The sequence below is a fragment of the Trinickia dinghuensis genome (assembly GCF_003367175.1).
In the GTDB taxonomy this organism is placed as follows: domain Bacteria; phylum Pseudomonadota; class Gammaproteobacteria; order Burkholderiales; family Burkholderiaceae; genus Trinickia; species Trinickia dinghuensis.
In genome coordinates this window covers 56,690-81,276 of record NZ_QRGA01000008.1, presented here as the reverse complement: position 1 = coordinate 81,276, position 24,587 = coordinate 56,690, and the positions used below count along the sequence as shown (strand labels likewise).

General features: G+C 60.8%; 22 protein-coding genes and 1 tRNA gene. 10 read left to right on the top strand and 13 right to left on the bottom strand.

Annotation, left to right across the window (positions count from 1 at the left end; translation table 11 throughout):
• Positions 1 to 287: 287 nt before the first annotated feature.
• From DWV00_RS15070 to DWV00_RS15060, 3 genes are all read right to left on the bottom strand, one after another.
• On the bottom strand, positions 288 to 836 hold the full coding sequence (locus tag DWV00_RS15070) for an AidA/PixA family protein (RefSeq protein ID WP_181885467.1): 549 nt from the start codon (positions 834 to 836) through the stop codon (positions 288 to 290).
• A gap of 229 nt (positions 837 to 1,065) precedes the next feature.
• Complete coding sequence (gene lplT, locus DWV00_RS15065) at positions 1,066 to 2,364, bottom strand: lysophospholipid transporter LplT (protein ID WP_115534401.1); 1,299 nt, start codon at positions 2,362 to 2,364, stop codon at positions 1,066 to 1,068.
• A 114-nt stretch (positions 2,365 to 2,478) separates the two neighbouring features.
• On the bottom strand, positions 2,479 to 3,279 hold the full coding sequence (locus tag DWV00_RS15060; protein ID WP_115534400.1) for an inositol monophosphatase family protein: 801 nt from the start codon (positions 3,277 to 3,279) through the stop codon (positions 2,479 to 2,481).
• Positions 3,280 to 3,630: 351 nt separating this feature from the next.
• Here DWV00_RS15060 and DWV00_RS15055 point away from each other — a divergent pair, with 351 nt between their 5' ends.
• Complete coding sequence (locus tag DWV00_RS15055; protein ID WP_115534399.1) at positions 3,631 to 4,464, top strand: RNA methyltransferase; 834 nt, start codon at positions 3,631 to 3,633, stop codon at positions 4,462 to 4,464.
• Positions 4,465 to 4,740: 276 nt separating this feature from the next.
• Positions 4,741 to 5,550, top strand: coding sequence for a serine O-acetyltransferase (gene cysE / locus DWV00_RS15050; protein ID WP_115534398.1), 810 nt, complete (start codon positions 4,741 to 4,743; stop codon positions 5,548 to 5,550).
• An 86-nt stretch (positions 5,551 to 5,636) separates the two neighbouring features.
• Here cysE and DWV00_RS15045 read toward each other — a convergent pair whose 3' ends face one another.
• From DWV00_RS15045 to DWV00_RS15030, 4 genes are all read right to left on the bottom strand, one after another.
• Positions 5,637 to 6,449 carry a UDP-2,3-diacylglucosamine diphosphatase gene (locus tag DWV00_RS15045; RefSeq protein ID WP_115534646.1) on the bottom strand — a complete coding sequence of 271 codons (813 nt, stop codon included), beginning with the start codon at positions 6,447 to 6,449 and terminating at the stop codon, positions 5,637 to 5,639.
• A gap of 26 nt (positions 6,450 to 6,475) precedes the next feature.
• A complete protein-coding gene (locus tag DWV00_RS15040) occupies positions 6,476 to 6,970 on the bottom strand; it encodes a peptidylprolyl isomerase (RefSeq protein ID WP_115534397.1) in 495 nt (164 codons plus the stop codon).
• 87 nt (positions 6,971 to 7,057) lie between these two features.
• On the bottom strand, positions 7,058 to 7,639 hold the full coding sequence (locus tag DWV00_RS15035; protein ID WP_115534396.1) for a peptidylprolyl isomerase: 582 nt from the start codon (positions 7,637 to 7,639) through the stop codon (positions 7,058 to 7,060).
• 58 nt (positions 7,640 to 7,697) lie between these two features.
• The gene (locus DWV00_RS15030) at positions 7,698 to 8,402 is read right to left on the bottom strand and encodes a tetratricopeptide repeat protein (RefSeq protein ID WP_181885466.1); all 705 of its coding nucleotides are present in this window, start codon (positions 8,400 to 8,402) and stop codon (positions 7,698 to 7,700) included.
• A 230-nt stretch (positions 8,403 to 8,632) separates the two neighbouring features.
• On the opposite strand from DWV00_RS15030, the gene cysS reads away from it, so the two are divergent.
• The 7 genes from cysS to DWV00_RS34370 all read left to right on the top strand — a co-directional run bounded on the left by cysS (position 8,633) and on the right by DWV00_RS34370 (position 16,926).
• On the top strand, positions 8,633 to 10,030 hold the full coding sequence (cysS, locus tag DWV00_RS15025) for a cysteine--tRNA ligase (protein ID WP_115534395.1): 1,398 nt from the start codon (positions 8,633 to 8,635) through the stop codon (positions 10,028 to 10,030).
• Between the two features lie 50 nt (positions 10,031 to 10,080).
• Entirely contained in the window at positions 10,081 to 10,887 is an 807-nt protein-coding gene (locus DWV00_RS15020) for a DNA-3-methyladenine glycosylase family protein (RefSeq protein ID WP_115534394.1), read from the top strand.
• A 95-nt stretch (positions 10,888 to 10,982) separates the two neighbouring features.
• Positions 10,983 to 11,954 (top strand): acetyl-CoA carboxylase carboxyltransferase subunit alpha, encoded by a 972-nt coding sequence (locus DWV00_RS15015; RefSeq protein ID WP_115534393.1) that lies wholly within the window; start codon positions 10,983 to 10,985, stop codon positions 11,952 to 11,954.
• A 61-nt stretch (positions 11,955 to 12,015) separates the two neighbouring features.
• Positions 12,016 to 13,581 carry a tRNA lysidine(34) synthetase TilS gene (gene tilS, locus DWV00_RS15010; protein ID WP_115534392.1) on the top strand — a complete coding sequence of 522 codons (1,566 nt, stop codon included), beginning with the start codon at positions 12,016 to 12,018 and terminating at the stop codon, positions 13,579 to 13,581.
• A 411-nt stretch (positions 13,582 to 13,992) separates the two neighbouring features.
• Positions 13,993 to 15,243: an aspartate kinase gene (locus DWV00_RS15005; RefSeq protein WP_115534391.1), complete on the top strand. Its 1,251-nt coding sequence runs from the start codon at positions 13,993 to 13,995 to the stop codon at positions 15,241 to 15,243.
• Positions 15,244 to 15,445: 202 nt separating this feature from the next.
• Positions 15,446 to 15,539: transfer RNA gene (locus DWV00_RS15000), tRNA-Ser, on the top strand.
• 301 nt (positions 15,540 to 15,840) lie between these two features.
• The gene (locus DWV00_RS34370) at positions 15,841 to 16,926 is read left to right on the top strand and encodes an AlpA family phage regulatory protein (RefSeq protein ID WP_220274703.1); all 1,086 of its coding nucleotides are present in this window, start codon (positions 15,841 to 15,843) and stop codon (positions 16,924 to 16,926) included.
• Positions 16,927 to 17,005: 79 nt separating this feature from the next.
• Here the strand turns inward: DWV00_RS34370 and DWV00_RS33695 are convergent, their stop codons facing one another.
• Positions 17,006 to 18,733, bottom strand: a complete 1,728-nt coding sequence (locus tag DWV00_RS33695; RefSeq protein ID WP_147297904.1) for a hypothetical protein — start codon at positions 18,731 to 18,733, stop codon at positions 17,006 to 17,008.
• A gap of 193 nt (positions 18,734 to 18,926) precedes the next feature.
• Here DWV00_RS33695 and DWV00_RS14985 point away from each other — a divergent pair, with 193 nt between their 5' ends.
• Positions 18,927 to 19,154 (top strand): hypothetical protein, encoded by a 228-nt coding sequence (locus DWV00_RS14985; protein WP_115534389.1) that lies wholly within the window; start codon positions 18,927 to 18,929, stop codon positions 19,152 to 19,154.
• A gap of 641 nt (positions 19,155 to 19,795) precedes the next feature.
• Here the strand turns inward: DWV00_RS14985 and DWV00_RS14975 are convergent.
• The 5 genes from DWV00_RS14975 to DWV00_RS14955 form a co-directional block, all read right to left on the bottom strand.
• Entirely contained in the window at positions 19,796 to 20,404 is a 609-nt protein-coding gene (locus DWV00_RS14975; protein WP_115534387.1) for a hypothetical protein, read from the bottom strand.
• Between the two features lie 1,377 nt (positions 20,405 to 21,781).
• Complete coding sequence (locus DWV00_RS14970; RefSeq protein ID WP_147297903.1) at positions 21,782 to 22,600, bottom strand: hypothetical protein; 819 nt, start codon at positions 22,598 to 22,600, stop codon at positions 21,782 to 21,784.
• A 320-nt stretch (positions 22,601 to 22,920) separates the two neighbouring features.
• Positions 22,921 to 23,124: a hypothetical protein gene (locus DWV00_RS35085; protein WP_181885465.1), complete on the bottom strand. Its 204-nt coding sequence runs from the start codon at positions 23,122 to 23,124 to the stop codon at positions 22,921 to 22,923.
• Positions 23,125 to 23,149: 25 nt separating this feature from the next.
• A complete protein-coding gene (locus DWV00_RS14960) occupies positions 23,150 to 23,818 on the bottom strand; it encodes a hypothetical protein (RefSeq protein ID WP_115534385.1) in 669 nt (222 codons plus the stop codon).
• A 14-nt stretch (positions 23,819 to 23,832) separates the two neighbouring features.
• Positions 23,833 to 24,291: a nucleoside/nucleotide kinase family protein gene (locus DWV00_RS14955; protein WP_115534384.1), complete on the bottom strand. Its 459-nt coding sequence runs from the start codon at positions 24,289 to 24,291 to the stop codon at positions 23,833 to 23,835.
• Between the last annotated feature and the right edge of the window lie 296 nt (positions 24,292 to 24,587).

Sequence of the window (24,587 nt, the reverse complement as noted above, 5' to 3'; positions counted from 1 at the left end):
ACTCCATGACGCAATTTATGCGTCATCGGCAATTTGCTCCGGTTTCTCAGTAATTGCACCTGATAAGGTATACAGGGGGTAGGTAAATATAAATTGAGGGACATCTTGCAATTAGAAGAACGTTAACTTAGCTGAAAGAGTGTAATGAGATTGCAATAATTGACCGGGCAGCCGATTCGCTGTCAAGTATTTACACGCCTATTTCATAGATGCCCGGAAATCTCGCCTCATGACATGTGCCAAGGTGGTCTAGCCTTGCTGTGGTGCTCGTTGGCGATGATCGACGACTAAGCGATGGAAATATTCAGGTCACAGCAGTAATAACCGACTAGGCTCTGAGTTTGGCGGCCTTGCGTCAGCGCATAAAGTGCGAATTCGATGCGAATCTCTTCGGTGCCGTGAGCCCGGATTTGCGACGAGAAGCTCGAAAAATTGACGGCCGTCTCGAGTGCGGGCAAACCGTCCCGGCTGGCCGAATCGGGATCCGCCGCTACCGCATTGCGCCTTGTTACGATGCGTTGCTCGAAGGAATCCAACACGATTTCCGTGGCGGCGGGCTGCGTTTGTATTTTATACAAAATCACCGCGTCGTTTGAGTTGTGAGCGGCCGAGGTGCAGCGGATGGAAACGATATCACCGACTCTAGCGTGAAATTCCAATGTGCCGGCACCGCTTCGTAAGTGAGCACCGGCTATGAACATATGCTCGGGATTCACAATAGCCGGCGTCGAAGGAGTGAGGCCGGGCGCGTAGTGATGCTTAATGTATTGCGTGTCGACAATCGCGAGCATGCCGATTCTTCGAGAAAGTGTAGGGATGACGGCTTCGGATTCCATGCTGGACCTTTTCCTGTTTCCTGTTCTCGCGAGATTGTCGGGCGCGGCTCGGTGAGCGGGTGGATGCATACGCCTGGATGGCACGCGAGCACCTTAGCGGGCTCGCTACCGAAGCCGATGGCTTTTAGAATAGGGGATTCCTCGTTCCATTTCAGCGACGATTAACAACCCAAGCGGGTGGCCAAAGCTTCATGTGCCGCTCGCTTTGTTCGCAGCCCCGCGCCTGCCTTCACTCCCCGATCATCGCCCTCAAGTCGACTCGGCGCGCATTGGCCTCGCTGCGCCGCTTCGCCAGCCAAATCATCGCGCAGACAAAACCGCCGAACGTCACGATGATCCACTGCACGGGCATGTTCGCGCGCAGCAGCAGCGCATAGACGCCGAGCATCAACAGCACGGCCAGGTTCTGATTGAAGTTCTGCACGGCGATCGAATGCCCGGCCGTGATGAGTGTCGCGCCGCGATGCTGCAGCAGCGCGTTCATCGGCACGATGAAGTACCCGGCCAAGCCGCCGAGCGCGATCATGAGCGGGTAGGCCAGCAGGATATACGCGGCGAAGAAGTGATCGCCGAGCCGAATGCCGGCCGCGGGAGGGAACAGCCATTTTCCGTAGAACGCCATCGCCGCCGCCACGATGCCGGCCGCGATCCCGACGGGCAAGACTTTCAGCGAGCGCGCAAGCGGCACGAGCGCCGCGGCCGCCCCCGCGCCGAGCGCGATGCCGATGCCCGAGGCGCCCTGCATCAAGGCGGCCGTCGACAGCGTTAGCCCCAAGTTGACGGCGGCCCATTTGAGCACGAGCAACTGCAGCGTGACGGCGGCGCCCCACATGAGCGTCGTCACCCACAGCGCGATTTGCGCGAGTTCGTCGCGCCACAGCATATTGAAGCAATCGACGAATTCGCCGACGAGCCGTTTCGGCTCGCGCAGACGGTTCGCGTAGCGCGCGCCGGTATCGGGGATGCCGAGGTTGATCACCGCGGCCGCCGCATACACGAGCATGACGGCGAACATCGCGACATCGGCCGCCTCGCGCATGAACGCCCACTGCCGCGCGTGGAGGAGATGCTGTACGTAGGGGCTGATGAGCGCGCCGCCGAACGCGGTGCCGAGAATGGTCGACAGGACCGTCGCCGATTCGAGCCAAGCGTTCGCGGCGACGAGCCGCTGCGGCGGCAGCAGCTCTGTCAGAATGCCGTACTTGGCCGGCGAGTAGGCCGCCGCGCCGATACCCACCACGCCGTAGGCGATCATCGGGTGCACGCCGGCGAGCATCATGGCGCAGCCGACCGCCTTCAACGCGTTGGCCGCGAGCATGACGTGGCGCTTTTGCATGGCATCGGCGAAGGCGCCGGCAAACGGTGCGAGCACGACATACGACGTCGTGAACAAGATCTGCAGCAGTGGCGTGAACCAATTGGCCGCATGCATCGCGCCGAGCAGGGCGATGGCCGCGATCAGCAAGGCATTGTCGGCCAGCGACGAAACGAATTGCGCAGCAATGATCGTGTAGAAGCCTTTTTTCATCCGCCGAGACGAGCCGCCGTGCGCGCTCGAAAAAGTAAGACCTACATGTCATACGCGAGCACTAAAAAGGCGGCCGAAGCCGCCTTTTTAGTGCAATCCGTCGCTCGGCTTTCGTCAGTCGTTCTTGGCCACGCGGCTGTACGGGCTCAGGATCGGCACCATCTGGGCATAGATCTTGGGGTTGCCCGCGACAATCTCGCCAAGCTGCAGGAACTCCGAATCGCCTGTGTAGTTGCCGACGAGACCGCCCGCTTCGGTGATCAAGAGGCTCCCCGCCGCCATGTCCCACGGGCTCAGGCCCTGTTCGAAAAAGCCGTCGAGCCGGCCCGCCGCCACATTGGCCAAGTCGAGCGCTGCGGCGCCCGGGCGGCGCAAGCCCGTGCATGAACGCGTCATTTCGGCGAACAGGCGGCAGTAGGCCTCGAGGCGGTCGTCTTCGCGGAACGGAAAGCCCGTGCCGATCAGGCCGTCGGCCAGGCGGTCGCGACGGCCGACGCGGATGCGGCGATCGTTCAGATAAGCGCCGCGGCCGCGCGAGGCCGTGAACAGATCGTTGCTGTTGGGATCGTAGACCACCGCTTGCGTGACGACGCCACGGTGCGCCAAGGCGATCGATACACCGTAATAGGGCAGGCCGTGGATGAAATTGGTGGTGCCGTCGAGCGGATCGACGATCCAGACGTAATCGGATTCGTTTTCGGAGCGGCCAGACTCTTCGGCCAGGATCGCATGGTCGGGATACGCCGTTTTGAGCGTGTCGATGATGGCCGCTTCGGCCGCTTTGTCGACTTCGGTCACAAAATCGTTGTGCTGCTTCTTGCTGACTTGAACCAGGTCCAGATCGAGCGAGGCGCGGTTGATGATTTGTCCGGCGCGACGGGCAGCCTTGACGGCAATGTTGAGCATCGGGTGCATAAAACGGGTTCCTTGTGCCGCGGCGGTGCGAATGCCGTGGCTGTTGGGCCAAACCGCCCGGAATGCGCTGGCATTCCGTCGACGAAAGCGAATTGAAGAAGAGCGATGTGCATGCGCGCGGGAACGAAAATCGACCTGCGTGCAAGGCGCGAGTCGTGCAATTTTACCTGAGTCCTGGGCTGCCCGGCTCAAACATCGGGGCGGGCGCCCAATGTATCCTGCTTTTCGTCCGGGACGGTCTCGGCCGTTCGCCGGCATCCCGGGCGCACCCGGTGCATCCCCGCGGCGAGCGCGATACCATATCGCCAGGTAAGCATCGCTCCCTATTCGCCGGACTTCGCTCATTTCGCCATCTTGAATCGTTCCACATCGCTTTCGCCGTCTGCCACCGTTCACACCTGCGCGGCCGGTCCGCACGGTGGTTTCACCTCGACGCGGTTCGTTCTCGTCGAGCCCAGCCATCCCGGTAACGTAGGCGCCGCCGCCCGCGCGCTCAAGACGATGGGATTCTCGCGGCTCGTGCTCGTCGCCCCGCGTCTTGCCCATGTGCAGACCGATCCCGAGGCGATCGCCATGGCCAGCGGTGCCGAAGACGTGCTGGCATCGGCGCGGATCGTGCCGACCATCGCCGACGCGCTAGCGGGCGTCACCTGGTCCGTCGCGCTGACGGCGCGGATGCGCGAGTACGGTCCGCCGCAGCTCGCTCCGCGCGAGGCGGCGGGCGAGGCTCGCTCGCACGCGTTGGGCGGCGACATCGCCTTCGTCTTCGGCAACGAGCGCACGGGGCTCTCCAACGAGCACGTCGAGCGCTGCAGCGCGCTCGCGCATATTCCGGCCAATCCCGCCTATAGCTCGCTCAACCTCGCGCAGGCGGTGCAAGTGCTCGCCTACGAACTGCGGATCGCGTATCTCGCGGAAGACGGCGCCGCGCCGGTCGGGCAGACCGACGAAACCGCCGCCGGCGCGCGCGCGCCGAACGACGATATCGAACGGATGTATGTCCACCTCGAGAATGCGCTGATCGCCCTCGAGTTTCTCGATCCGGCCAACCCGAAGAAACTGATGTCGCGCTTGCGCAGGCTGTTCGCTCGCGCCGGTCTCGAGCGCGAGGAAGTGAACATCGTGCGTGGCATCGCGAAGCACATCTTGCTCAAAGCGCACGGCGGCGACGGCTCGTCGTCGTAGCACGGCGGCGTGCCTGTGGGTAAGGGAGCGCGTCCGTCGTACTCGTCCCGATCCGGCGGCGCTGCGGCGCCCGCACGTCGCAAATGGATGCCGACCTGGCGGCTAACGCCGCCAATGCCCCTGTTCCCCACAGGGGCGATTTTCATGCGTTCTGCAGGTTCGGCATGATCCTCATACAATCGAAGCGTTCCTCATAAGCAAATCGCCGGATGTCATATCGACGCGCCCGCCGCCGCGTCCGGCAACGATGTTCCTAACAATCGAGCGAGCCCCATCATGTTCACGAGACTTCGCGAAGACATTGCAACGATTCGTCAGCGGGACCCCGCCGCTCGCAGTGCTTGGGAAGTGCTCACCTGTTACCCGGGGTTCCACGCGATCGTTCTGCATCGGTTCGCGCATGCCTGCTGGCTCGCACGGCGCCGCTGGCTCGCGCGCTTCATTTCGCAGGTCGCCCGCTTCATGACGGGGATCGAGATCCACCCCGGCGCGACGATCGGCCGGCGCGTGTTCATCGATCACGGCATGGGCGTGGTCGTGGGCGAAACAGCCGAGGTTGGCGACGACTGCACGATCTATCAAGGCGTCACGCTCGGCGGCACGTTGCTCACGCGCGGCGCCAAACGCCACCCGACCCTCGAACGCGGCGTGATCGTCGGCGCCGGCGCGAAAGTGCTCGGCGGCTTCACGATCGGCGAAAACGCGAAAATCGGTTCGAACGCGGTCGTCGTCAAACCGGTGCCGGCAGGCGGTACGGCCGTCGGCAATCCGGCGCGCGTGATATCGCCGGCCGATCCGAAGCGCTCGCCCGAGCATGCGGCATTTTGCGCCTACGGCATCACGCCGAACGCCGAGGATCCGGTATCGCTTGCGCTGCACGGGCTCATCGATCATGCGGCGGGCGAAAAGCAGCGCGTCGACGAGATCGTGGCCGCGCTCGAGCGGCTGGGCGCCCGGCTCGAAGCGCTGCACGGCTTGGACGCGGCGGCCGTGGATCTGCAGCGTCTGTCGGCCGCCATCCAGGGCGTGGCGACGACGCATGCCGAGGCAGTCGAGCGCGAGCACCGAGCGTTGACCGGCGAGTAAGCGTAAAGCGTTGAGGAATAAAGGCGATTGAGTCGAGGCAAGCGCCTGCGGCCGAGGCGACACCTCGGCCCGGCGCGATGCGTCCGTCAATCGAGCGGGAGGGCGTGGATGCCTTCGGCGTCGATGCGCAGATAGCCGCCTCGGCGCGTGCCGTGATCGAGATCCCAATCGGGCAGCACCCAGCGCGTGCCGCCCGCTTCCTGATGGCGTGCAGGCTTGTGCGTGTGCCCGTGGATCATCGTCGTCGTATGGCTCGTGCGAAACAGGGCCTCGACGCTTTCGTGCGTGACGTCGTAAAGCGGGGACGGCGGCCGCGTACGACCCTCATCGCTCGAAGCGCGCATGCGCTCGGCCAGCGCGTGCCGCCATCTGAACGGCCATGCGAGAAACAGCAATTGCGCCGCGCGCCACCGCGCGAAGCGCCGAAACGTTTGATACTTGCGATCGGCCGTGCACAGCGCATCGCCGTGCGCGAGCACGATGCGCGCGCCGAACGCCGTCATCACGAACGGGTCGGGCAGCCAGATCGCCCCGGCCGCCTTCATGAACCGCTTGCCGAGCAGAAAATCGCGATTTCCGTGCATCACGTACAAGGCAATGCCGCGCTCCGACAGCGAGTGCAGAAGCGCCGCGACACGCGCCGCGAACGGATCGGCGCCGAGCATATCGTCGCCGATCCAGTACTCGAATAGATCGCCGAGGACGAAGACCGAATCGGCGCTGTCGGCCGTGACGCGGATGAAATGCTCGAACGCGTCGACCGTGTGCGGAATCGACGCGCTCAGATGCAGATCGGAGATGAGCAGGAGCGGCCGCGGCGCGTGAGGGCGCGCGTGGCCGTGCTCGTGCGGCACGCTGGCCTCGACGTTGCGAGGCCCCGCATCTTGCCGCCCCGAGATGCCCGCATCTCGGATGATGCTCGTGTTCAATCGACCACGACCGCTTTCTCGATCACGACATCGTCGAGCGGCACGTCGTGGTGAAAGCCTTTCGAGCCCGTGCGCACCTTCTTGATCTTCTCGACCACGTCGAGCCCTTCGACGACATTGCCGAACACCGTGTAGCCCCAGCCTTGCGGCGTCGGCGACGTGTGGTTGAGGAAGTCGTTGTCGTTGACGTTGATGAAGAATTGGGCGGTTGCCGAGTGCGGATCGTTCGTGCGCGCCATGGCGACCGAGCCCTTGACGTTCTTTAGGCCGTTGTTCGCTTCGTTGTCGACCGGGGCATCGGTCGGCTTTTGCTTCATGCCGGGTTCGAAGCCGCCGCCTTGGATCATGAAGCCGTCGATCACGCGGTGAAAAACGGTGTTGTCGTAATGGCCTTTCTTCACGTAATTGAGGAAATTCTCGACCGTCTTCGGGGCTTTGTCGGCGTCGAGTTCGAGCTTGATCACGCCGTGGTTCGTATGCAGTTCGACCATGATGGGTTCCTTTCTAGAGAGGCAGGCCGGCGCGGGGCGCGCCGGCGGGGAAGAGCGTTATGCCGCGTTGTTTCTCGTTGGTTCTCGTTATTTCGAAACGACCGTTGCCGATTCGATCACGATCGGCTGTTGCGGCACATTCTCCATCGCGCCGCGCGTCGTGGTGGGCGTCGCTTCGATCTTCTTCACGACGTCCATGCCGGATACGACCTTGCCGAATACCGCATATCCGTTGCCGTCCGGATTCGGATAGTCGAGCCCCGCGTTGTCGACGGTGTTGATGAAGAACTGATCCGTTGCCGAGTTCGGATCGCCCGTGCGTGCCATGGCGATCGTCCCCGCCGCGTTCTTCAGACCGTTGCGGCTTTCGAGCGGAATCGGCGCGCGCGTGGGCTTCTCCGCGTAGCTCGTCGTGAAGCCGCCCCCTTGAATCATGAAGCCGGGGATCACGCGATGGAAGATGGTGCCGCTATATTGGCCGGATTTCACATAGTCGAGGAAGTTCGCGACCGTCTTGGGCGCTTGCTCGGGATAAAGCTCGACTTTGATGTTGCCGTCCGACGTTTTCAGCAGCACTTGCGGGTGCGCGGCAGCGGCATTCGTTTGCGCGAAGGCGGGCGCGTTCGCGATGAGAGCGGCGCCGCCGAGCGCCAACCAAAAGCTTTTCATGAGTAGTGTCCTCGGCTTGGAAGAGATCGGTGCGAAAAGGATCGGTGCGAAAGCCGCGCTAGTGCGACGGCGCGACGTAAGGCTGAACCGGGAACGGGCCGCTCGAGCCGCCGAATTCGACACCCGGCAAATGCGACTCGGGGACGGGGACCGTGGCATGCTCGGGATGCGCGGCAGGAGCGGGAGCGGGTGCGGGCGCCTCGCCGCCGGAGACGATCTTGTCGATCGCCGCCACGCGCTGTGCCGCCGAGGCGCTTGCTTGGCCGAGACCTTGCGCGCGCTTGTACGACTGCTCCGCCAGGTGCAGGTACAGGTCGCCGAGGTTTTCGTAGGCGAGGCCGTAGCTCGGATTCGCCTGCACGGCCGTTTCCAGCGCCGTGCGCGCGCCTTGGTAGCGCCCGTGCTTCGCGTAGAGCGCCGCGAGATTGTTGTACGGCTCGGGCAGCTCGGGATACAGCTGCGTCAGTTCGACGAACTGGCGGATGGCGTCGTCGTCGCGATTCAAGCGGGCGAGGACGGCGCCGCGCTTGAATTTCGCTTGGGCATCGTGCGGATTCGAGGCGATGCGGGCGTCGAGTTCGGCGAGCGCCGCGCTCCAGTTTTGCGAGGCGATCGATGCATCGATTTGCGGGGTGTCGTCGCGCACCGCCGGAGGCGTTTGCGCATGGGCTGCCACGCTCGTGAAAGCCGCGAGCGCAAGGCTCAGAACGGAAGCGGCAAAGAGGGCCGCGCTACGGTGCGTGCGGCCGCTGGAAGGTTTCATAGGCTCGGGTCTGGGTGTTATACTCCGGCCCATTCTAACAAAACGTTTGCCGGTTTCCTCGAACGGCAAACGGTCCTTCCGCCCGTCGTGGTCGCCTGTCGCGCCGCTCGCCTCGAAGCACTCGTCGCGCAAGGACGTTCGCACCGCGCAAGCCGTTTGCGCTTCGTCGCGAAATGCTGCGAAGCGCGCGTCGCCGAGTGCGGATTGCCCAAAGGTCACGCATCGTCTCTATGGAATCACTGCGCATCTACAACACGCTCGCGCGTGAGAAGCAAACGTTCGTGCCGCGCCGTGCCGGCGAAGTGCGGATGTACGTCTGCGGGATCACCGTTTACGACTATTGCCATATCGGGCATGCGCGGCTCCTGGTCGTATTCGATCTCGTCCAGCGTTGGCTGCGCACGCTCGGCTACCAAGTGACATACGTGCGCAACATTACCGACGTCGACGACAAGATCATTCGGCGCGCGGTTGAAAACGGCGAAACGATCAAGGCCGTTACCGATCGCTACATCGCGGCGATGTACGAAGACGCCGATGCGCTCGGTGTCGGGCGTCCCGATATCGAGCCGCGCGCCACCGATTACATTCCTCAGATGCTCGGGATGATCGATACGCTCGTCGCGAACGGCTATGCGTATCAGGCGAAGGACGGCGACGTGAACTATGCCGTGCGCAAGTTCGCGCGCTACGGCGCGCTTTCGGGCAAATCGCTCGAGGATCTTCGCGCGGGCGAGCGGGTCGTGGCCAACGACGCCAAGCAAGATCCGCTCGATTTCGTGCTGTGGAAGCAGGCGAAGCAGGGCGAGCCGCCCGAGTGCACGTGGAATTCGAATTACGGTCCCGGCCGTCCGGGTTGGCACATCGAGTGTTCGGCGATGGGCTGCGCGCTGCTCGGCGAGCACTTCGATCTGCACGGTGGCGGACAGGATCTGCAGTTTCCGCATCATGAGAACGAGATTGCCCAGAGCGAAGGCGCGACAGGACAGACGTTCGTCAATTATTGGATGCATAACGGCTTCGTGCAGATCGACAACGAGAAGATGTCGAAGTCGCTCGGCAACTTCTTCACGATTCGCGAGGTGCTCGCGAAGTACGATCCGGAAGTCGTGCGCTTTTTCCTTGCGCGCGCGCATTACCGTTCGCCGATCAACTACAGCGACGTGCATCTCGACGATGCGCGCGCGGCGCTGACGCGGTTGTACACCGCGCTCACGGATGTCGTGCCCGACGGCGCGCCGCTCGATTGGAGCGAGGCGCATGCGGTGCGCTTCCGCGAGGCGATGAACGACGACATCAATACGCCGGTCGCCGTGGCCGTGCTGTTCGAACTCGCGACGGAAGTGAATCGCACGCGCGACGCGCAATTGGCACGGCAACTGCGCGCGCTGGCGGGCACGTTGGGATTGCTCGGCCGTGAGCCGCGCGCCTTCCTGCAGCAAGCGGCGGGCGCGCGCGACGCCGAGGGGCTCGATGCGGCTGCGATCGAAGCGAAGATCGCCGAGCGCACGGCCGCCAAGCATGCAAAAAACTACGCCGAGGCAGATCGGATTCGGGGCGAATTGCTCGATGCCGGTGTTGCACTTGAAGACAAACCGGGCGGGCTGACCGAATGGCGCCGCGTATGACGACCGTGCATCGCACGTCGCGCTAATCGACTCGCCAGGCAGGAGGCAAGATGGCAACGGCCAGGAAGGCGCCCGCACGCGCCAGTCGCAAGGGCGACGCGCGCGCGGCCGCAGCGGCGGCACCCGCTGCAACGAACGAGAGGGCGGCGGCCAAGCGTGCCGCCGCGGCGAAGAAAGCGCCCGCGGTCAAGCCGAACGGCGCCGCCGCGCCCGTGCAGATGGCCGTGCCGGACGAGCCGGCCGTCAGGCCCCCCGCGTATTGGGATCGCGCGTGCGCCGATCTCGTCAAGCGCGATCGCATTCTCAAACGGCTCATTCCGAAGTTCGGCCCCGTGCACCTCGTGAACGGCAACGATCCGTTCGTGACGCTCGCACGTTCCGTCGTCGGTCAGCAGGTGTCGGTGCAAGTCGCGCAGGCGGTATGGGAGCGCATCGAATCCGCATGTCCGAAGCTTGCGCCGGCGCAATTCAAAAAGCTCGGCCAGGAGAAGCTCGTCGCTTGCGGGTTGTCGAAGCGCAAGTCGGAGTATCTGCTCGATCTCGCGCAGCATTTCGTGTCGGGTGCGCTGCACGTCGACAAATGGACGTCGATGGACGACGAAGCCGTCGTCGCGGAGCTCACGCAGATTCGCGGCATCGGCCGGTGGACCGCCGAGATGTTCCTGATCTTCAATCTGTCGCGGCCCGATGTCCTGCCGCTGGATGACCCGAGCCTGACCCGGGCCATCAGCGTCAATTACTTCAGCGGCGAGCCGGTGACGCGCAGCGAGGTGCGCGAGGTGGCCGCGAACTGGGAGCCGTGGCGTACGGTGGCGACCTGGTACATGTGGCGCAGCCTGGAAGGGCTGGTTGAATAAACTATTGAGTTGCGCGAATCGATAGTTTTGCTCGATTTCGAACGGGGCGCAGACGGTTAGAATACGCGCTGCCGCAGGATTCTAGGAACGAACATATGAAAACGACCTTTCTGGATTTCGAACAACCCATCGCGGAACTCGAAGCGAAAATCGAAGAATTGCGCTTCGTGCAGGACGATTCGGCTGTCGATATTTCGGAAGAGATCGAGCGGTTGTCGAAGAAGAGCCAGCAGCTCACGAAGGACCTTTACGCGAGTCTGTCTCCGTGGCAGGTTTCGCAGATCGCACGTCATCCGCAGCGTCCGTACACGCTCGACTACGTGAACGAGTTGTTCACCGATTTTCACGAATTGCACGGCGATCGGTCGTATGCGGATGATCTGTCGATCGTCGGCGGCTTGGCCCGTTTCAACGGTCATGCATGCATGGTGATCGGCCAGCAGAAGGGCCGCGACACGAAGGAGCGCGCCGCGCGCAATTTCGGCATGCCGCGCCCCGAGGGCTACCGCAAGGCCGAACGGCTGATGCGCCTGGCCGAGAAGTTCAGCCTGCCGATCTTCACGTTCATCGATACGCCGGGTGCGTATCCCGGCGTCGGCGCCGAGGAGCGTGGGCAATCGGAAGCGATCGGCCGCAATCTGTACGTCATGGCCGAGCTGAAAACGCCCATCATCGCGACGGTGATCGGCGAGGGCGGCTCCGGCGGCGCACTGGCGATCGCGGTGGCCGACAGCCTGCTGATGCTGCAGTTTTCGACGTACTCGGTGATTTCGCCCGAAGGCTGCGCATCGATTCTTTGGAAGAGCGCGGCGAAGGCGCCCGAAGCGGCCGAAGCCCTCGGCTTGACGGCGCATCGTCTGAAGGCGCTGGGCCTCATCGACAAAATCGTCAACGAGCCGCTGGGCGGCGCGCATCGCGACGTGAAGGGCATGGCCGCGCTGCTGCGCCGTGCGCTGGCCGACACGCTGCGGCAGTTTCAAGGCATGAGCGTGCCCGATTTGCGCGAACGCCGTTTCGAACGGCTGATGGCCTACGGCAAGTTCAAGGAATCGTTCCCGGGTGCTTGAATGACCGGGTATCGGGGCGGGTGCGAGTGGCCGGCCGTGTATTCCCTCACAGAGCTTTGAAGTGAAAGCTTCCGTCGATTCCGCCGCCGAGCGCATCGTTCTCGATGCCCTCGGCGGCGTGCTTTCCGGAATTCCCGCCGGCGCGATCGTCGCGATCGCCTATAGCGGCGGGCTCGACTCCACGGTGCTGCTGGACGCGGCCGTGCGCGTTGCGGGCGCGGCGCGCTGCGTGGCGCTTCACGTTCATCACGGGCTCAGCCCGAACGCCGATCGATGGCTCTCGCATTGCGAGGCTTCGGCGCACGCCATGGGGGTGCGTTTCGACGCCGAACACGTGAGGGTGCGGCGAGAGAACGGCGAGAGCCTCGAAGCGGCCGCGCGCGACGCGCGCTATAAAGCGCTCGACGCCATGTGCGCGAGACAAGGCGCCGCGGCGCTGTGGCTCGCGCATCATGCCGACGATCAAGCGGAGACCGTGCTGCTTCAGTTGCTGCGCGGTGCTGGCGTGGCCGGGCTCGCGGCGATGGCGCCGCAGCGGACCGACGAATCGTCCGCCGTGCCGCGCGTGCGCCCATTCCTGCCCTTGCTGCGCGCGCAACTCGAACGCTACGCGCATTTGCGCGGCTTGCGCTGGATCGAGGACGAATCGAACGCGGACACGCGCTACGCGCGCAATGCGTTGCGGCATGACGTCCTGCCGGTTTTGGCCACGCGCTTTCCCGGTTTTCGCGATGCGCTTTCGCGCACGGCACGCCATGCGGCCACGGCGCAGCGGCTGCTCGACGATTTGGCGCGCATCGATTTGCGCACGGTCGGGCGAGACGACGGCGCCGCATTGTCGCGCAAGGGGCTGACCGCGCTCGACGACGCCCGCGCAATGAACTTGATGCGCGTTTGGATTCGCGCGGCGGGGCTGCCGATACCGTCGGCGGCGCGTCTGGCCGATATGCTGCGCCAACTGCGCGAAGCGCGTAATGGGCACGGGCTCGGTGTCATGCATGGCGGTGCGCGCTTACGCATGTACCGGGACAAGATCTATTGGGAGCAGCGGCCGTCCGAGCACCGATCGGCTCTCGAATCGCTTGAACCGCTCGCACCGCACGCATCCCGTGAGGCGCGAGACGAGATGGCGTCGCCTCCGAGCGCTCTGTATCCACAAGAGCCGGACGGCATCGAAGCCCACGACTTCGACGCCGACTCCGATGCCGCGAGCGGCGCCGGTGCGCCGAAGCGGATGGAGCACCTCGATTGGAGCGGTCAGCAGGTGTGGCACTTGCCGCAATGGCGTGGATCGATCGTATTCGTGCCGGCAGCCGACGACGATACGGGCCCCGATACGGTGTCCGCCGCGGTGCTTGCCAGCGCAACGCTGTGCGCGCGTTCGCGCACCGGCGGCGAGCGGATGCAGCGGATGCCGGGCGGCGCGGCACGCACGCTGAAGAACCTTTTTCAGGAGCTTGGGGTGCCTGCGTGGGAGCGCGACGTCCCGCTCATCTACGTCGGGGATGCGTTGCTGTTCGTCCCGCGTCTGGGCTTGAACGGCGCCGTCGAGCAGGCGTTGCCCTCGTCGAAGCGGCGAGGCGAGCGCCGGCGGCTCGAATGGCGCTTGGACTTGCTGATCGCGTGACATAACCGCGACAGAGGGGAAAGCGGCGATGGCGGCGGGAGCGCCGTCTCGCGAGGCCGTGCCTGGATGGGCCGATGCATGGGGCTTATGGCGTCGTGCCCGATTGACACGGAGGGCCGTCATACGCTTGTCTTTTCGTCCTCGATCAAGTACGCTCGAAGGCTCGCCCGATCCGCTTTCGCATCCGTTTGCGCGCATTTCGCGCATTCGCGGCCTATTTTTCGCGCTACCCGCGCCGTCGATAGGCTTTTAGCAAGGCGCTTCGCATCCGGGCAATCCGCACTGCTGCACCCACGTTTTCGCAGCCATCCTTCGTCGTCGTAGCGCTCACGAGGCCGCGAGACCGAACGGCAGTCATGCGGTTCTGCTCTTGGCGCATCGGCGCGGTTTCTCCTCCAGTTCAGAACGACAATGGCACTCATCGTACATAAATACGGCGGCACTTCGATGGGCTCGGTCGAGCGCATCAAGAACGTCGCCAAGCGCATCGCGAAATGGCATCAAGCCGGCCACAAGATGGTCGTCGTGCCTTCGGCGATGTCGGGCGAAACCAATCGCTTGCTCGGTCTCGCGAAAGAGATTTCGAGCCAACCGAGCCCGCGCGAGCTCGACGTGATTGCGTCGACGGGCGAACAAGTCAGCGTGGGGCTTTTGTCGATCGCGCTGCAAGACATTGGCGTCGAGGCCGTGAGCTATGCCGGTTGGCAAGTGCCGATCAAGACCGACAGCGCGCACACCAAAGCGCGTATCAGCGAGATCGACGGCGAGCGCGTGCAGCGCGATCTCGAAGCCGGGAAAGTGGTGGTGATCACGGGCTTTCAGGGTGTCGATCCCGAAGGCCACATCACGACGCTCGGCCGCGGCGGCTCTGATACGTCGGCCGTGGCGGTTGCGGCGGCGCTCGAGGCCGATGAATGCCTGATCTTCACCGATGTCGACGGCGTGTACACGACGGATCCGCGCGTGGTGGAAGAGGCGCGCCGGCTCGATCGCGTGACCTTCGAGGAAATGCTGGAAATGGCCAGCCTCGGTTCGAAGGTGCTGCAGATCCGCTCGGTGGAGTTCGCGGGCAAGTATCGCGTGAAGACGCGTGTGCTTTCGAGTCTGACCGACCCGATGATTTCGCTCGAAGAAGAAATGAAATCGGGCACGCTGATCACTTTTGAAGAAGACGAGACCATGGAAAAAGCAGTTATCTCCGGTATCGCGTTCCAACGCGACGAAGCCCGCATCGCGGTGCGCGGCGTGCCCGACAAGCCGGGCATCGCTTATCAGATTCTCGGCCCGGTTGCCGACGCGAACATCGACGTCGACATGATCATTCAAAACCAGAGCGTGCACGGCAAGACCGACTTCACGTTCACGGTGGGCCGCGGCGACTATCAACGCGCGATGGACATCCTCGTCAACCACGTGAAGGGTCATGTGAGCGCCGAGGAAGTGGTCGGCGATCCGCGCGTGTCGAAGGTGTCGGTCGTCGGCGTGGGCATGCGTTCGCACGTGGGTATCGCGAGCAAGATGTTCCGCACGCTGTCGGAAGAGGGCATCAACATCCAGATGATCTCGACCTCCGAAATCAAGATCTCGGTGCTGATCGACGAGAAGTACATGGAGCTCGCCGTGCGCGCGCTGCATAAGGTGTTCGAACTCGATCAGGCGTAAGCGGCGAGGGGCCGGCTTTGTCGGCCCGTTGTTCTTGCTGTTGTGGTTGTCATGTTGTGAGCGGGTTTGGCCATGCGGTTGCGGCCGCGCCGGGCGGGTCGGTGATGCGGAAAAAAATTGCATCACATGATTTGACCTCCGTAACCATTCCCGTTATTATCTTGGTCTCGTTGCGCTGCCTCCCGGCGCAACGTAAAGTTTGGGAGACGTGGCCGAGAGGTCGAAGGCACTCCCCTGCTAAGGGAGCATCTGGGCCAAAACCTGGATCGAGGGTTCGAATCCCTCCGTCTCCGCCAATAGGCGGTGACAAAGCCCCGTAAGTTCAAGGACTTACGGGGCTTTTTCTATTCCAGCCCATCAGTCGGCCCATCAGGGAGCGTTGGCCTATCAACTCCCAACGGCCGACGTCGCCTGATCGTGACGAGCGGTGGGGCGTTGCCGCCGGTAATGTGACTGCGGCAAACCGAATTCCGGAGGTCGTTGGAGCGTTCGGGCTCACTTATACTCGCAGAAGTACGAGAACAGTCCAACGGGGTCCAAGTGCAAGGTCGCGTCAAACTTCCATCCGGTCCTCTCGTCGCGTATTGGAGCTTTTGCATGGCCATCGCCGAGGCCGTGCGTCCGACGGGCAAGGAGCACTACCGAGGTATCGAGTGCATCGTCGGAAAGCTCGTGAGGCATCACGGTTGGATGGCGCCGCCCGGGGATAACGAGAAGTGGTCGACTCCGGCCGAATTTCAATCGGTGCTGGTCTCTGACGGCGCAAGCCCAGCGGATCAACCGCTCTCACCTGGCACCGACCAAGTGCGCGCACTTGATCTACCTCTTGATCCAGTACCTCCGAGTCGACCTGTTGAGCTGCCTGCGCCGTATCCGCTTGATGAGGACGATCGGCGTGCACTGCAAGAGATTCTGCACAGCCTGCCACCCCTGAGGTATCCGATCTCGGACGACGAAAGGGCTGTGTTTCTCGATGCCTGGTTCGAGGTTAAGGAGCGGCCGTTATGGGAACCCATTCTGGTGACGGCCGCCGATATCGAGCGATACGGGAAGGAGCAGAAGGAGATTCAGAAGCGTCATCAACAGGCATTACGCGACGAGCTTGCGCGCGGTCAGCTCAGGGCTGTCGATGCTGGACATGCTCCCGTAGCGTTCCTGGTGGCGGGCAGTTTCATTCCGAGGGAATCTGCGATTGCCTATTTGAACCGTTGCGGCCTTGTGCCTGACGACGGCGATGTAAGCGTCGATACTGAGCGCAATGAACAATTGCCGGAGCCCGAGCGTACGTCGGCTCCGGCGACTATGCCGGTTGCAGTGCTGGCGCCGATTGCGGTGGAATCCGTGTCGCCGATGAGCGGTGAGTCTGAAGGCCACGTTGTCGGCGTCAAAGAGAATGGCCTGAACTCGAAGGGCGGTCGAGTTGATGTGGCCGGATTACCGCAGCCCACCTCCGGCATTGAGCAATGGAAAGTCGGCAAGATTGCCCGCTTGCCGCGCGTGATCGAGCTAACTGGACTCGGGCGCAGCTCGATTTACAACCGCATGGACTCTCGGTCGAGGTATTACGACCCGACTTTCCCGCGATGCTTTTCTCTAAGCACGAGCGAGAACGGTGCGGTGGGGTGGGACGAAGAGCAGGTGCGTGCATGGGTTATTGCACAGGCCTCGAGTGGTCAAGCGTGAAACGTTGTCAACAGGCTTTCTAGGGCTGGTAACTTTCCGCTTAGTCGCAGAGGAAGCCGATGGTCTTATCGGCTGCGCTTCAGTCTTCTGGCTTGCGCACGAAATTTCTCTTTTTGCGAACTTCTACCTCTATCCGTTCGCGATTCTCGTCGCTTTCCTTGATATCCCTCTTGCGACGTTCCAGGCGGATCTCATGCCGATGAGCGGCCGAAATCGTTGGAGTACTGTCAGTCGATGACGCGGTTCCGTTGTTTTCGATTGATGGACAGGGTGGCAGGTTTGTAGCGGAAGCGTTCTCCTGCGAAGTTACCGGAGCGCCTGCGTCGTGGTCGCGTAGATCATGGAGGGCGTCATTGGCAGCGACGACCGATACGTAGCTGATTGCCGTCATGTACGTTGGTGCATGCCCAGGTGCCGAGGCATCGGAACTGCCTTTTTGCGGCGAACGCTTTTGCGCTGCTTTCCGGTTCCTCGTTGATATTTTGTTGGCGTGCTGCGCTCGCTTTTGCGTCCAGCGGACGCCCTGCAAAAGCTCATCGTCGTCGGCTATCGCAATTTCATGGAGACGGCTTATGGGCGATCTCTCGGCATTGGCAGCTCTTTTCTTTTGCGCTTCCCGACGTTTGCTTTGTCGCGTCCTCTGGGTAAGCTTTCCGATTGGCGACTGAGTGCACCAGAAGCGGTGGAGGCCGTCCGCGGACACTCGGGAATAAAAATCGGGTTCACATACAAGAACGATTCGCTCCAAAGTCGAGCGATAGCGCGTGTCTGCACCGAAGTGAGTGCGAAACAACATTTCACCAACGCATCCCGCACGGCTCGGACCGATTTCCCCATTCCAGCGGCCGACGAGTTTTGTCATTAGGTCGGAATCTCCTATTAGTGCATTGCTGGTGAAAAATACGAACGCTTCCAGCCAGCATCCTAATATCGCGTCATGCTTGAGTAAAATAGCATGTCCGAGATAATCGCTCCTAGGGATTTCGCGTTTAATGTGCTTGGTTAGCTTTGCTCGTAACTCCTCTGATCGACTCCGAGGGATGGGTGGATCGCTACCAATCACCTTTGTATCTCTACGGATCGTGAGGTGGGCAACCATAGTCTGAGGTTCGCCATCCAGCAAGTGACAAGCATACTGCATCAAGCGGCGCCTGTTTTCGGTAGGTGTTCGGCGGAACGATTTCGCTTTTTCCCGTGTGTTTCGCGTAATTTGGTACAGAGCAGCAAAAAAATTATTGAGATGATCGCAAATGTAGTAGACGTGGGGATGGTTCAGAAATTTAAAACGCGATTGGTCGAGAGAATAGCGGTCGGCGATGTCTTCTACCTTGTATTGCCAACCCTCAATTTCAAATTTCGTCCCCTGCTGGAACACTTCGCATAAGAGCGAAAAATAAGGATGTATGTCGCAACTCGCGAAATTAATTCCGATAGATAAGACTCTATCGCGGGTAGATGTTGTAAAAAATTCCAATATTGAGGTGCCTGGAAATTTTACGTCTAGATATCGATCGCCATTTTCAGTAATGGATACGAGAAAAAAACCGGGTTGCCAGCGTTGTATGCGCGCAAGCTTCTCGAAGCACTGCACGATTACGCGCACAGAGATTAGTAGATCGAATCGATCCGCACCGTAGCGGCGAGCGATCTCGGTGGGCAGATGTATCAAGTCGCCCCACACCTTTTCTTCGACACTAGATGCCGGCCGGCCCGCCAAAAGTTGGTGGGCGGGGTCAAGCGGCATCTGCCGTTTGCGTTTGGTCGGGTGTAGGACATCCCGTTTCGAATTGATGTCGGCAACAGTCATGAGCTTGAAAGTGATGGGTCGAGAGCATCTTAGCGCTTCGATGGGCCACCGACAAGAATGTTCCCCAATGGTGATAAGTTGCTTCCCTTTGGCTTTAATACGGCCATTACAGCGCTCCAGCGGAGACGCGGGCCGGCGGAGCGAGGCGCCTGCTCGGTGAGGGCTTCGATGTGTGATGAATAGTGGTGCTTGAATGATGATCGAGGGTGCGCCGCGCTACTTCGCCAAGGACAAGCTAACCACCGCGACTCAAGCCGGCGTTATCACGTTTGCAAACATTGACGAGAAGGACGCGCAGGAAGCGGGTGCGTACCGCTGGCCGGCGTCGCAGGGCGGCCAGCCGTGGCCTGAGTGGCGGGCTTGCAGTCAGTTGCAGATAGTTTCGTTACACTTCAAAATGCTGCACTGGATTGCTAACTGATTCGCCACTATGCCGAAAGCATCACTGTTGGAAGCGCTGCGGGATCTTGAGCTCGGAGAGGAGCCAGGAAGCGCGGCTGCACAGCTCCGAGGGCTTGAGGTTGAAATAAACGCCTTGCTAGTGCAAGGCTATACCCAACGCCAGATATGGGCCGCGTTGGCTGGACGCGGGCTGAAGCTGTCGTTTAGTGGTTTCAAGACATCCCTACATCGGATGCAGAAGGAAGCCATAGGGTTGCAAAAAGCTTCAAACCGCCCCGAAACATGCCCGCACTGTGGCGGCTTACTGGTGGATGCTGAGGCGGGTTGTAAGGAAGGAAAAGCCGGCGTGGGGACGACGGTGGATTCACAACTGGCAGTCGCGACAAAAAATGACGCTCCCGACATAAGTGCGCCCGACGGGAGAATGGGGGAAAGCTTTGCCCGTCGGCTGCAGACGGGCGAGCTCCAAGGAGGTCTGTCGCGACAGCCGACGGTGCAAGCTGAGACGGTACCAGTGCCGGGAGTAGCCGATAAGCCGCGATGAAGAGCGGTAGCGGGGTTGTAGAAGGCTACCGAAAGGAATTCCTCGCGCATAGCGCGAAAGGCTCCCTGATGATCTTCGATCCCCGAAAGGCCCGTCTTTACGGGCCCTTTCGTCACTCAGAGCCCAAAATCATCGCGGGGGGGCGCTCTCATCGCCTGCGTGTTGGCGACGGCGAAGAATGCGTGCGATACCAATTCCGGAATGGTTTCGAATGTGCGCCTGAGCATCGGCGTTACGTCTAGGCCGTCGAGTTTGTAGTCGTCCGTAACGTGCGCGAGTCTCTGCCCTGCAAAATCGCACGTCACAATCCACGCGCGCTCTACATTCGAGCTGTCAGCGAAGTAGTCCACGCATGACGGATCTAGCTTGCTCAGCGCGGAGTCATCGTCCCGAACATAATGCTCGATTCCGATGTCACCATTTTTTCGGCCCTGAATTGTCACCAGGGCCGAAGGTTTGCCTGTGCTTTTGAGCCCGAGGAACTCGAGTAGCAGGCGCGAATAGAGTGCGGCAATCGATGACGCGGTTTGCGTGTGAGCCGTCAAGATTGTGCTATAGACAGGAGCCTCGACACCATCGAGATGGAGCTCCAAGGGCGTGAGCGGGTCGTGCTTTGCGCTCAGATCTAACGCAGAGATTCCCGCCCGGACCCCCTGGACGTAGTAAGGGATGACGGCATATCGCAAATGGTTCAAACGGTCGGCATCAGGGGCTCGCGCGGTCATACCAATTTCCTTCTGTAGCTTACGCGGTGTACCGATTGTATAGATCGAATACCACCGACTGCACGACACTGCTTAGCCTAAAGCGCAATCTCGTGTCGATCCGCGCATTTCTCGGATGCACGCAATCAGAGGTGGGCCGGCTGAACCGCTTGTACATCGTGCGGTTCGGCGAGGGCACGTAACTTTACAGACGTGCCAATTTTGGGACAAATCGTCGAAGAAAATATCGGCTATATTGATTTTGTCCGAATATGACCCTTCTAAGCGGTTCGTGACTATCGGGTAAAGCCAACTGCGTCGGATGCACGGAACGGCGCTCCGGGCCGTTAGGTGCGTTGCGTGCCGACTGCCGGCGCGCCCCACGCGTTCTTTTTGAGGGATGTGCGCGCTTCTGAATGGCGCATCGCTCGCAGTGTCGTTGTGCGAGCAACATTCGAACAACGTGTGTGATTTTCCTCTCAGGAGAAAAACATAACACACAACGAATTCTTTCTGTCCAGACGATAGGGCGCTCACGCCTGATAGTCTGTACAGAAGGAATTCGTGTTTCTAAATAAATTTTATCGCTTTCGATACTTATCATATAGGCCCGGGTGATGCAGTCGCATCACCTTTTCTCTCACGCAAATTGCGTGAGGGGAACCTACGGAGGGGTTTGTGTGATAGTGAGCGAGCGAAGCGAAGCGATCTATTAAAGAGATTATAGTAGCCGTGAGGCGAATATAATCTCTTCCTCTTTAACTGGTGAGGGGCATTTACAACCCCTCACCAGCACTATTAAGAGTTTATAGCAACCGCAGGCTTCTGCCGGAGGTGAATATAAACTCGATCTACCGGGACTTGGCTGGAGGCCAATCCCGGGATACTTTCCTTAGAGAAGTACAATACAAACTGTTCCTGATAGGCATCAAAGCCTGGCAGGGACGGTCCGCCTGGACAGTCATTCATGCCGGTAGTCATGATAATAAAATACGGTGAATGTCTATCTTGGGTGCGCAGTATAGTACGCTTGCCACAGGCTAATCGGGCTCAGAACGGTCTGGTCGCCGGGTATTGAATGGCGGTACTCGGTACTAAATGGCAGGAAAGCCGACACACTTCGCGAAACTCCATACTGGGGAGGGACGCGGTGTCCATCAATGTACGCTGTACAGAAGGCTATGCGGAGCGAGCACATTTCCTCATCGAGCGATGGCAAAACGTGGCCTGTCGCGGGACATCCTGATTACGCGGCGTTCGGCTTTTGTGCGGCGATTGGCATAGGAACACGAAGCCGTTGGTATAACACTCTCGGCCACTATCAAACGCAATTGAATGGGTCAGCCGCTGGGGGGCTTTTTTCAGACGTCGTCAACAGCCGGCAAGGTGAGGAAAGTCCTACGGGTTTCGCCGCAGTGCGGCTGAACAGTTCTCGATTTGCTGCAACTCGGGCCATTGCGCCAGGATTTCGCTGCGAACGGCTTCGACGAGGTCTTCCTTCCCCGAAAAGGGTTCAATCGTCATCGCGAGCATTTCCATAAACTTGTCGAAGTTGAGCTTGTCCTTCGGTGGTGAGGTAACGCCGTACAGCTTAAGAAGGAGCAAAGGAGTGATGGCGATAGTCGGGACGTCCTTTGCCACCCGAGATGCCCACTTCTCAACCCTGCTGCCGAATCCACGATTCGAGCCCTTGGGGACAGGCAGCAGCATCACCCAGCCGTTGATGCGGTGATTGCCGAGACGATGTCGAGCGATGACGTGGTCGGCATCGAAATGTTTGGCGGCGGCTTCCAAAACCGCTTCGTTTGAAACCTGACGATCCTTCGAAAGCTGCTTACCGCGATGATCTTTTTTCGAGAGATAGAATCGCCGAAGGTACTTCTTCATCACGTTGCGGTATTCACGAAAGTCCACGCGGACCCAGAGAGCTTCGTATTCCGGTTGGCTGCCTAGCTTGCGCAATAGGACTGTCTTGTCAGAAGACGCGTTAGGGAACGGCTGAACATTGATGCCGTTCCCCTGGGCCCAACTTTCGAGGGCGGCCCGCGAGTGAAACATTGCAGGCGGTAGTTCCTGTTTCATTTCAAACCAGTCGGACACGTTGCGCCTGGCAGTCACGAGAAACATCCCTGATCCGGACGGCACGCGATCGTGTAGCAAGCGACTCGTAGTAGTCGTGTTTCCCGTGTCGAGCGGAGCGCGGGTGGTGGTCTTCATTCGTCTTGAAAATATCCGAATAGATGGGTGATCTTACAGAACTGTACGCTGCAGCGGCGTGAAATAGTCGCATACGGCATGCTACAGATGGCGCTGATCCCCGACATCGATCAGGTTGTTGTCAACGACCTTGATCGTCTTCATCGTGGCACTTGCTGGTATGCGCTGCCGATGGGCAGCAGAAGACCCCGCAGCCGGTGCAAGTCGAGATCGCGGAACAGACCTGTGAGAGCCTCGGAGCCTGGATCGAAACCCGCGGAGTGAAGGCGACGGATTTTCTGTTCCCGTGCCGGGGCCATACGCACCGAACCTGTCGACGCTCAATATGCCCGGCTGCTACACCGCTGGGTCGCAGCGATTGGCCTCGATGATATGACCCGGAAACAGACCGCCAGCGCGTCGGCGAGCTCTGTGAGCTCGCCGTCCAGATGCGCGGCGCACTCGGCCCCGACATCGGCATCCTCGTCGAGCAGTGCGCGTTTGACCATTTCAGGGTCGGACAGATCAATTATCGGTGGCGCCATGGGCGCCTCCTTTGCGACTTGACATCTATTCAGTGACACCACCAAAAGCCGAGGCGCTTGGAGTCTTTGTCCGCAGCGTTTCCCCTACCTCGTAGGCGATCTGCCTGATGCTTGCCAACACAGGATTGCCCATCGCGTACGCAGTTCCAGGGCCGGTACTGAAGAATACCAGCAGCGAGTTTTCGCGCGTCAGGCGCCTATACGCTTCGTCGATCGTAGGGTCGATGTGTGCGCCACCATCTTGGTTCGACACGGCAAGGACCAAGTCCCGGCGGCAGAACGTGTTTCCGCGTTGATCCTTGATAACAGGGGTATTCCACCAATCAGAAAACACTCTCTTGGATGGCCGTACACTCCCAACTCGCGAGGTCAGAAGCGGGACGTATTTTGCACCGGACATTGAATCGAGGAGAACGGAGGTCAGCGCGAAATCAGAGCCACGATTCTCCGGTCTCAAGCGATGGGCCGTATTGACGAAATACCCATTCCTCACCCCGAGTTGCTCGAGCAAGGCATGCGATTGCTTCGTTTGGTGTAGGAGGACTCTGAGGCGAACTGCTATGTTTTTGGCTTCAATCTCGTTGCCCGAGTCGAAGTTCCGGCACCCGAGTTTCAACAATTCGATTTGCTCGGAGAGGGCTACCAGCAGGTCCTCTTTGCTGCGAGCACTTTTCTTTATTCCGTCCGTTGCCATGGGCTTTCCAATCGTTAGCGCTCGTGTGCCGGCGTCACTCTGGTCGGCTGCTCTTGTTCCAGGGGCCGGATGAATAGTACGTCAGCGCCGTTGCGCGGGCGATACCGTGCGTGATACGAGAAACATTCGTCCTCGAGTTCGCCAAAAAACTCGATCAAGTCTGGGCGTCGTCCGGTTTCGGCTCCAATGAGGTCGATGTCGTCGGGCGTGCCATCCTGGTTGTTCGCTTGAACGTACACGGTCAGGTTAGACTCGCGCCCAATCCGGTCCAAGACTTCGAGCATGCAAATGCCAGATAGCAGGACGACTCCGGACTTCGCGCGCGCTTGCTCAATCGCGGCTGTCAGTTCTTGAAGCCGCAGGGCTTCGACAAACACGCCCTGCTGACGCTCGACGAAATCATCGAGGTCGAGCCCTTGCACCCCGAGGCGACGCGCGATCTCGCGCATCAGTTCCGTCTTGCCGGCTTGCATGCACCCGTCAAACGTGATTAGGCCGTGCCTAATTTCGCGCACACGGCGCTCGAAGGCCTCGACGTCTGCCGTTTCGATGCGGGTTATTCCCATGCTTGCTCCGCGGTGAGAGTGGCTGCAGTCTCCGGCGACGCCTGCCGCAGTCGGCCGATTGTAGCGCGGCCACACCCGAGCAACTTGGCCAGCGATCGTTCGCTCTCGCCCTTCGTAAGTCGGGTGAGGTCATCGGCACAGGAAAGACTCTCACCCGATGGCGGATTGGAGCGGTAGAAAGTCAGGACGAGATCCAATCGGCT

Coding starts and splice junctions, on each gene's coding strand:
- DWV00_RS15070 (WP_181885467.1), bottom strand. CDS start 836: ATGGAATCCGAAGCCGTCATCCCTACACTTTCTCGAAGAATCGGCATG.
- lplT (WP_115534401.1), bottom strand. CDS start 2,364: ATGAAAAAAGGCTTCTACACGATCATTGCTGCGCAATTCGTTTCGTCG.
- DWV00_RS15060 (WP_115534400.1), bottom strand. CDS start 3,279: ATGCACCCGATGCTCAACATTGCCGTCAAGGCTGCCCGTCGCGCCGGA.
- cysE (WP_115534398.1), top strand. CDS start 4,741: ATGTTCACGAGACTTCGCGAAGACATTGCAACGATTCGTCAGCGGGAC.
- DWV00_RS15040 (WP_115534397.1), bottom strand. CDS start 6,970: ATGGTCGAACTGCATACGAACCACGGCGTGATCAAGCTCGAACTCGAC.
- DWV00_RS15035 (WP_115534396.1), bottom strand. CDS start 7,639: ATGAAAAGCTTTTGGTTGGCGCTCGGCGGCGCCGCTCTCATCGCGAAC.
- DWV00_RS15030 (WP_181885466.1), bottom strand. CDS start 8,402: ATGAAACCTTCCAGCGGCCGCACGCACCGTAGCGCGGCCCTCTTTGCC.
- cysS (WP_115534395.1), top strand. CDS start 8,633: ATGGAATCACTGCGCATCTACAACACGCTCGCGCGTGAGAAGCAAACG.
- DWV00_RS15020 (WP_115534394.1), top strand. CDS start 10,081: ATGGCAACGGCCAGGAAGGCGCCCGCACGCGCCAGTCGCAAGGGCGAC.
- DWV00_RS15015 (WP_115534393.1), top strand. CDS start 10,983: ATGAAAACGACCTTTCTGGATTTCGAACAACCCATCGCGGAACTCGAA.
- DWV00_RS15005 (WP_115534391.1), top strand. CDS start 13,993: ATGGCACTCATCGTACATAAATACGGCGGCACTTCGATGGGCTCGGTC.
- DWV00_RS34370 (WP_220274703.1), top strand. CDS start 15,841: ATGGCCATCGCCGAGGCCGTGCGTCCGACGGGCAAGGAGCACTACCGA.
- DWV00_RS33695 (WP_147297904.1), bottom strand. CDS start 18,733: ATGACTGTTGCCGACATCAATTCGAAACGGGATGTCCTACACCCGACC.
- DWV00_RS14985 (WP_115534389.1), top strand. CDS start 18,927: ATGATGATCGAGGGTGCGCCGCGCTACTTCGCCAAGGACAAGCTAACC.
- DWV00_RS14975 (WP_115534387.1), bottom strand. CDS start 20,404: ATGACCGCGCGAGCCCCTGATGCCGACCGTTTGAACCATTTGCGATAT.
- DWV00_RS14970 (WP_147297903.1), bottom strand. CDS start 22,600: ATGAAGACCACCACCCGCGCTCCGCTCGACACGGGAAACACGACTACT.
- DWV00_RS35085 (WP_181885465.1), bottom strand. CDS start 23,124: ATGGCGCCACCGATAATTGATCTGTCCGACCCTGAAATGGTCAAACGC.
- DWV00_RS14960 (WP_115534385.1), bottom strand. CDS start 23,818: ATGGCAACGGACGGAATAAAGAAAAGTGCTCGCAGCAAAGAGGACCTG.
- DWV00_RS14955 (WP_115534384.1), bottom strand. CDS start 24,291: ATGCAAGCCGGCAAGACGGAACTGATGCGCGAGATCGCGCGTCGCCTC.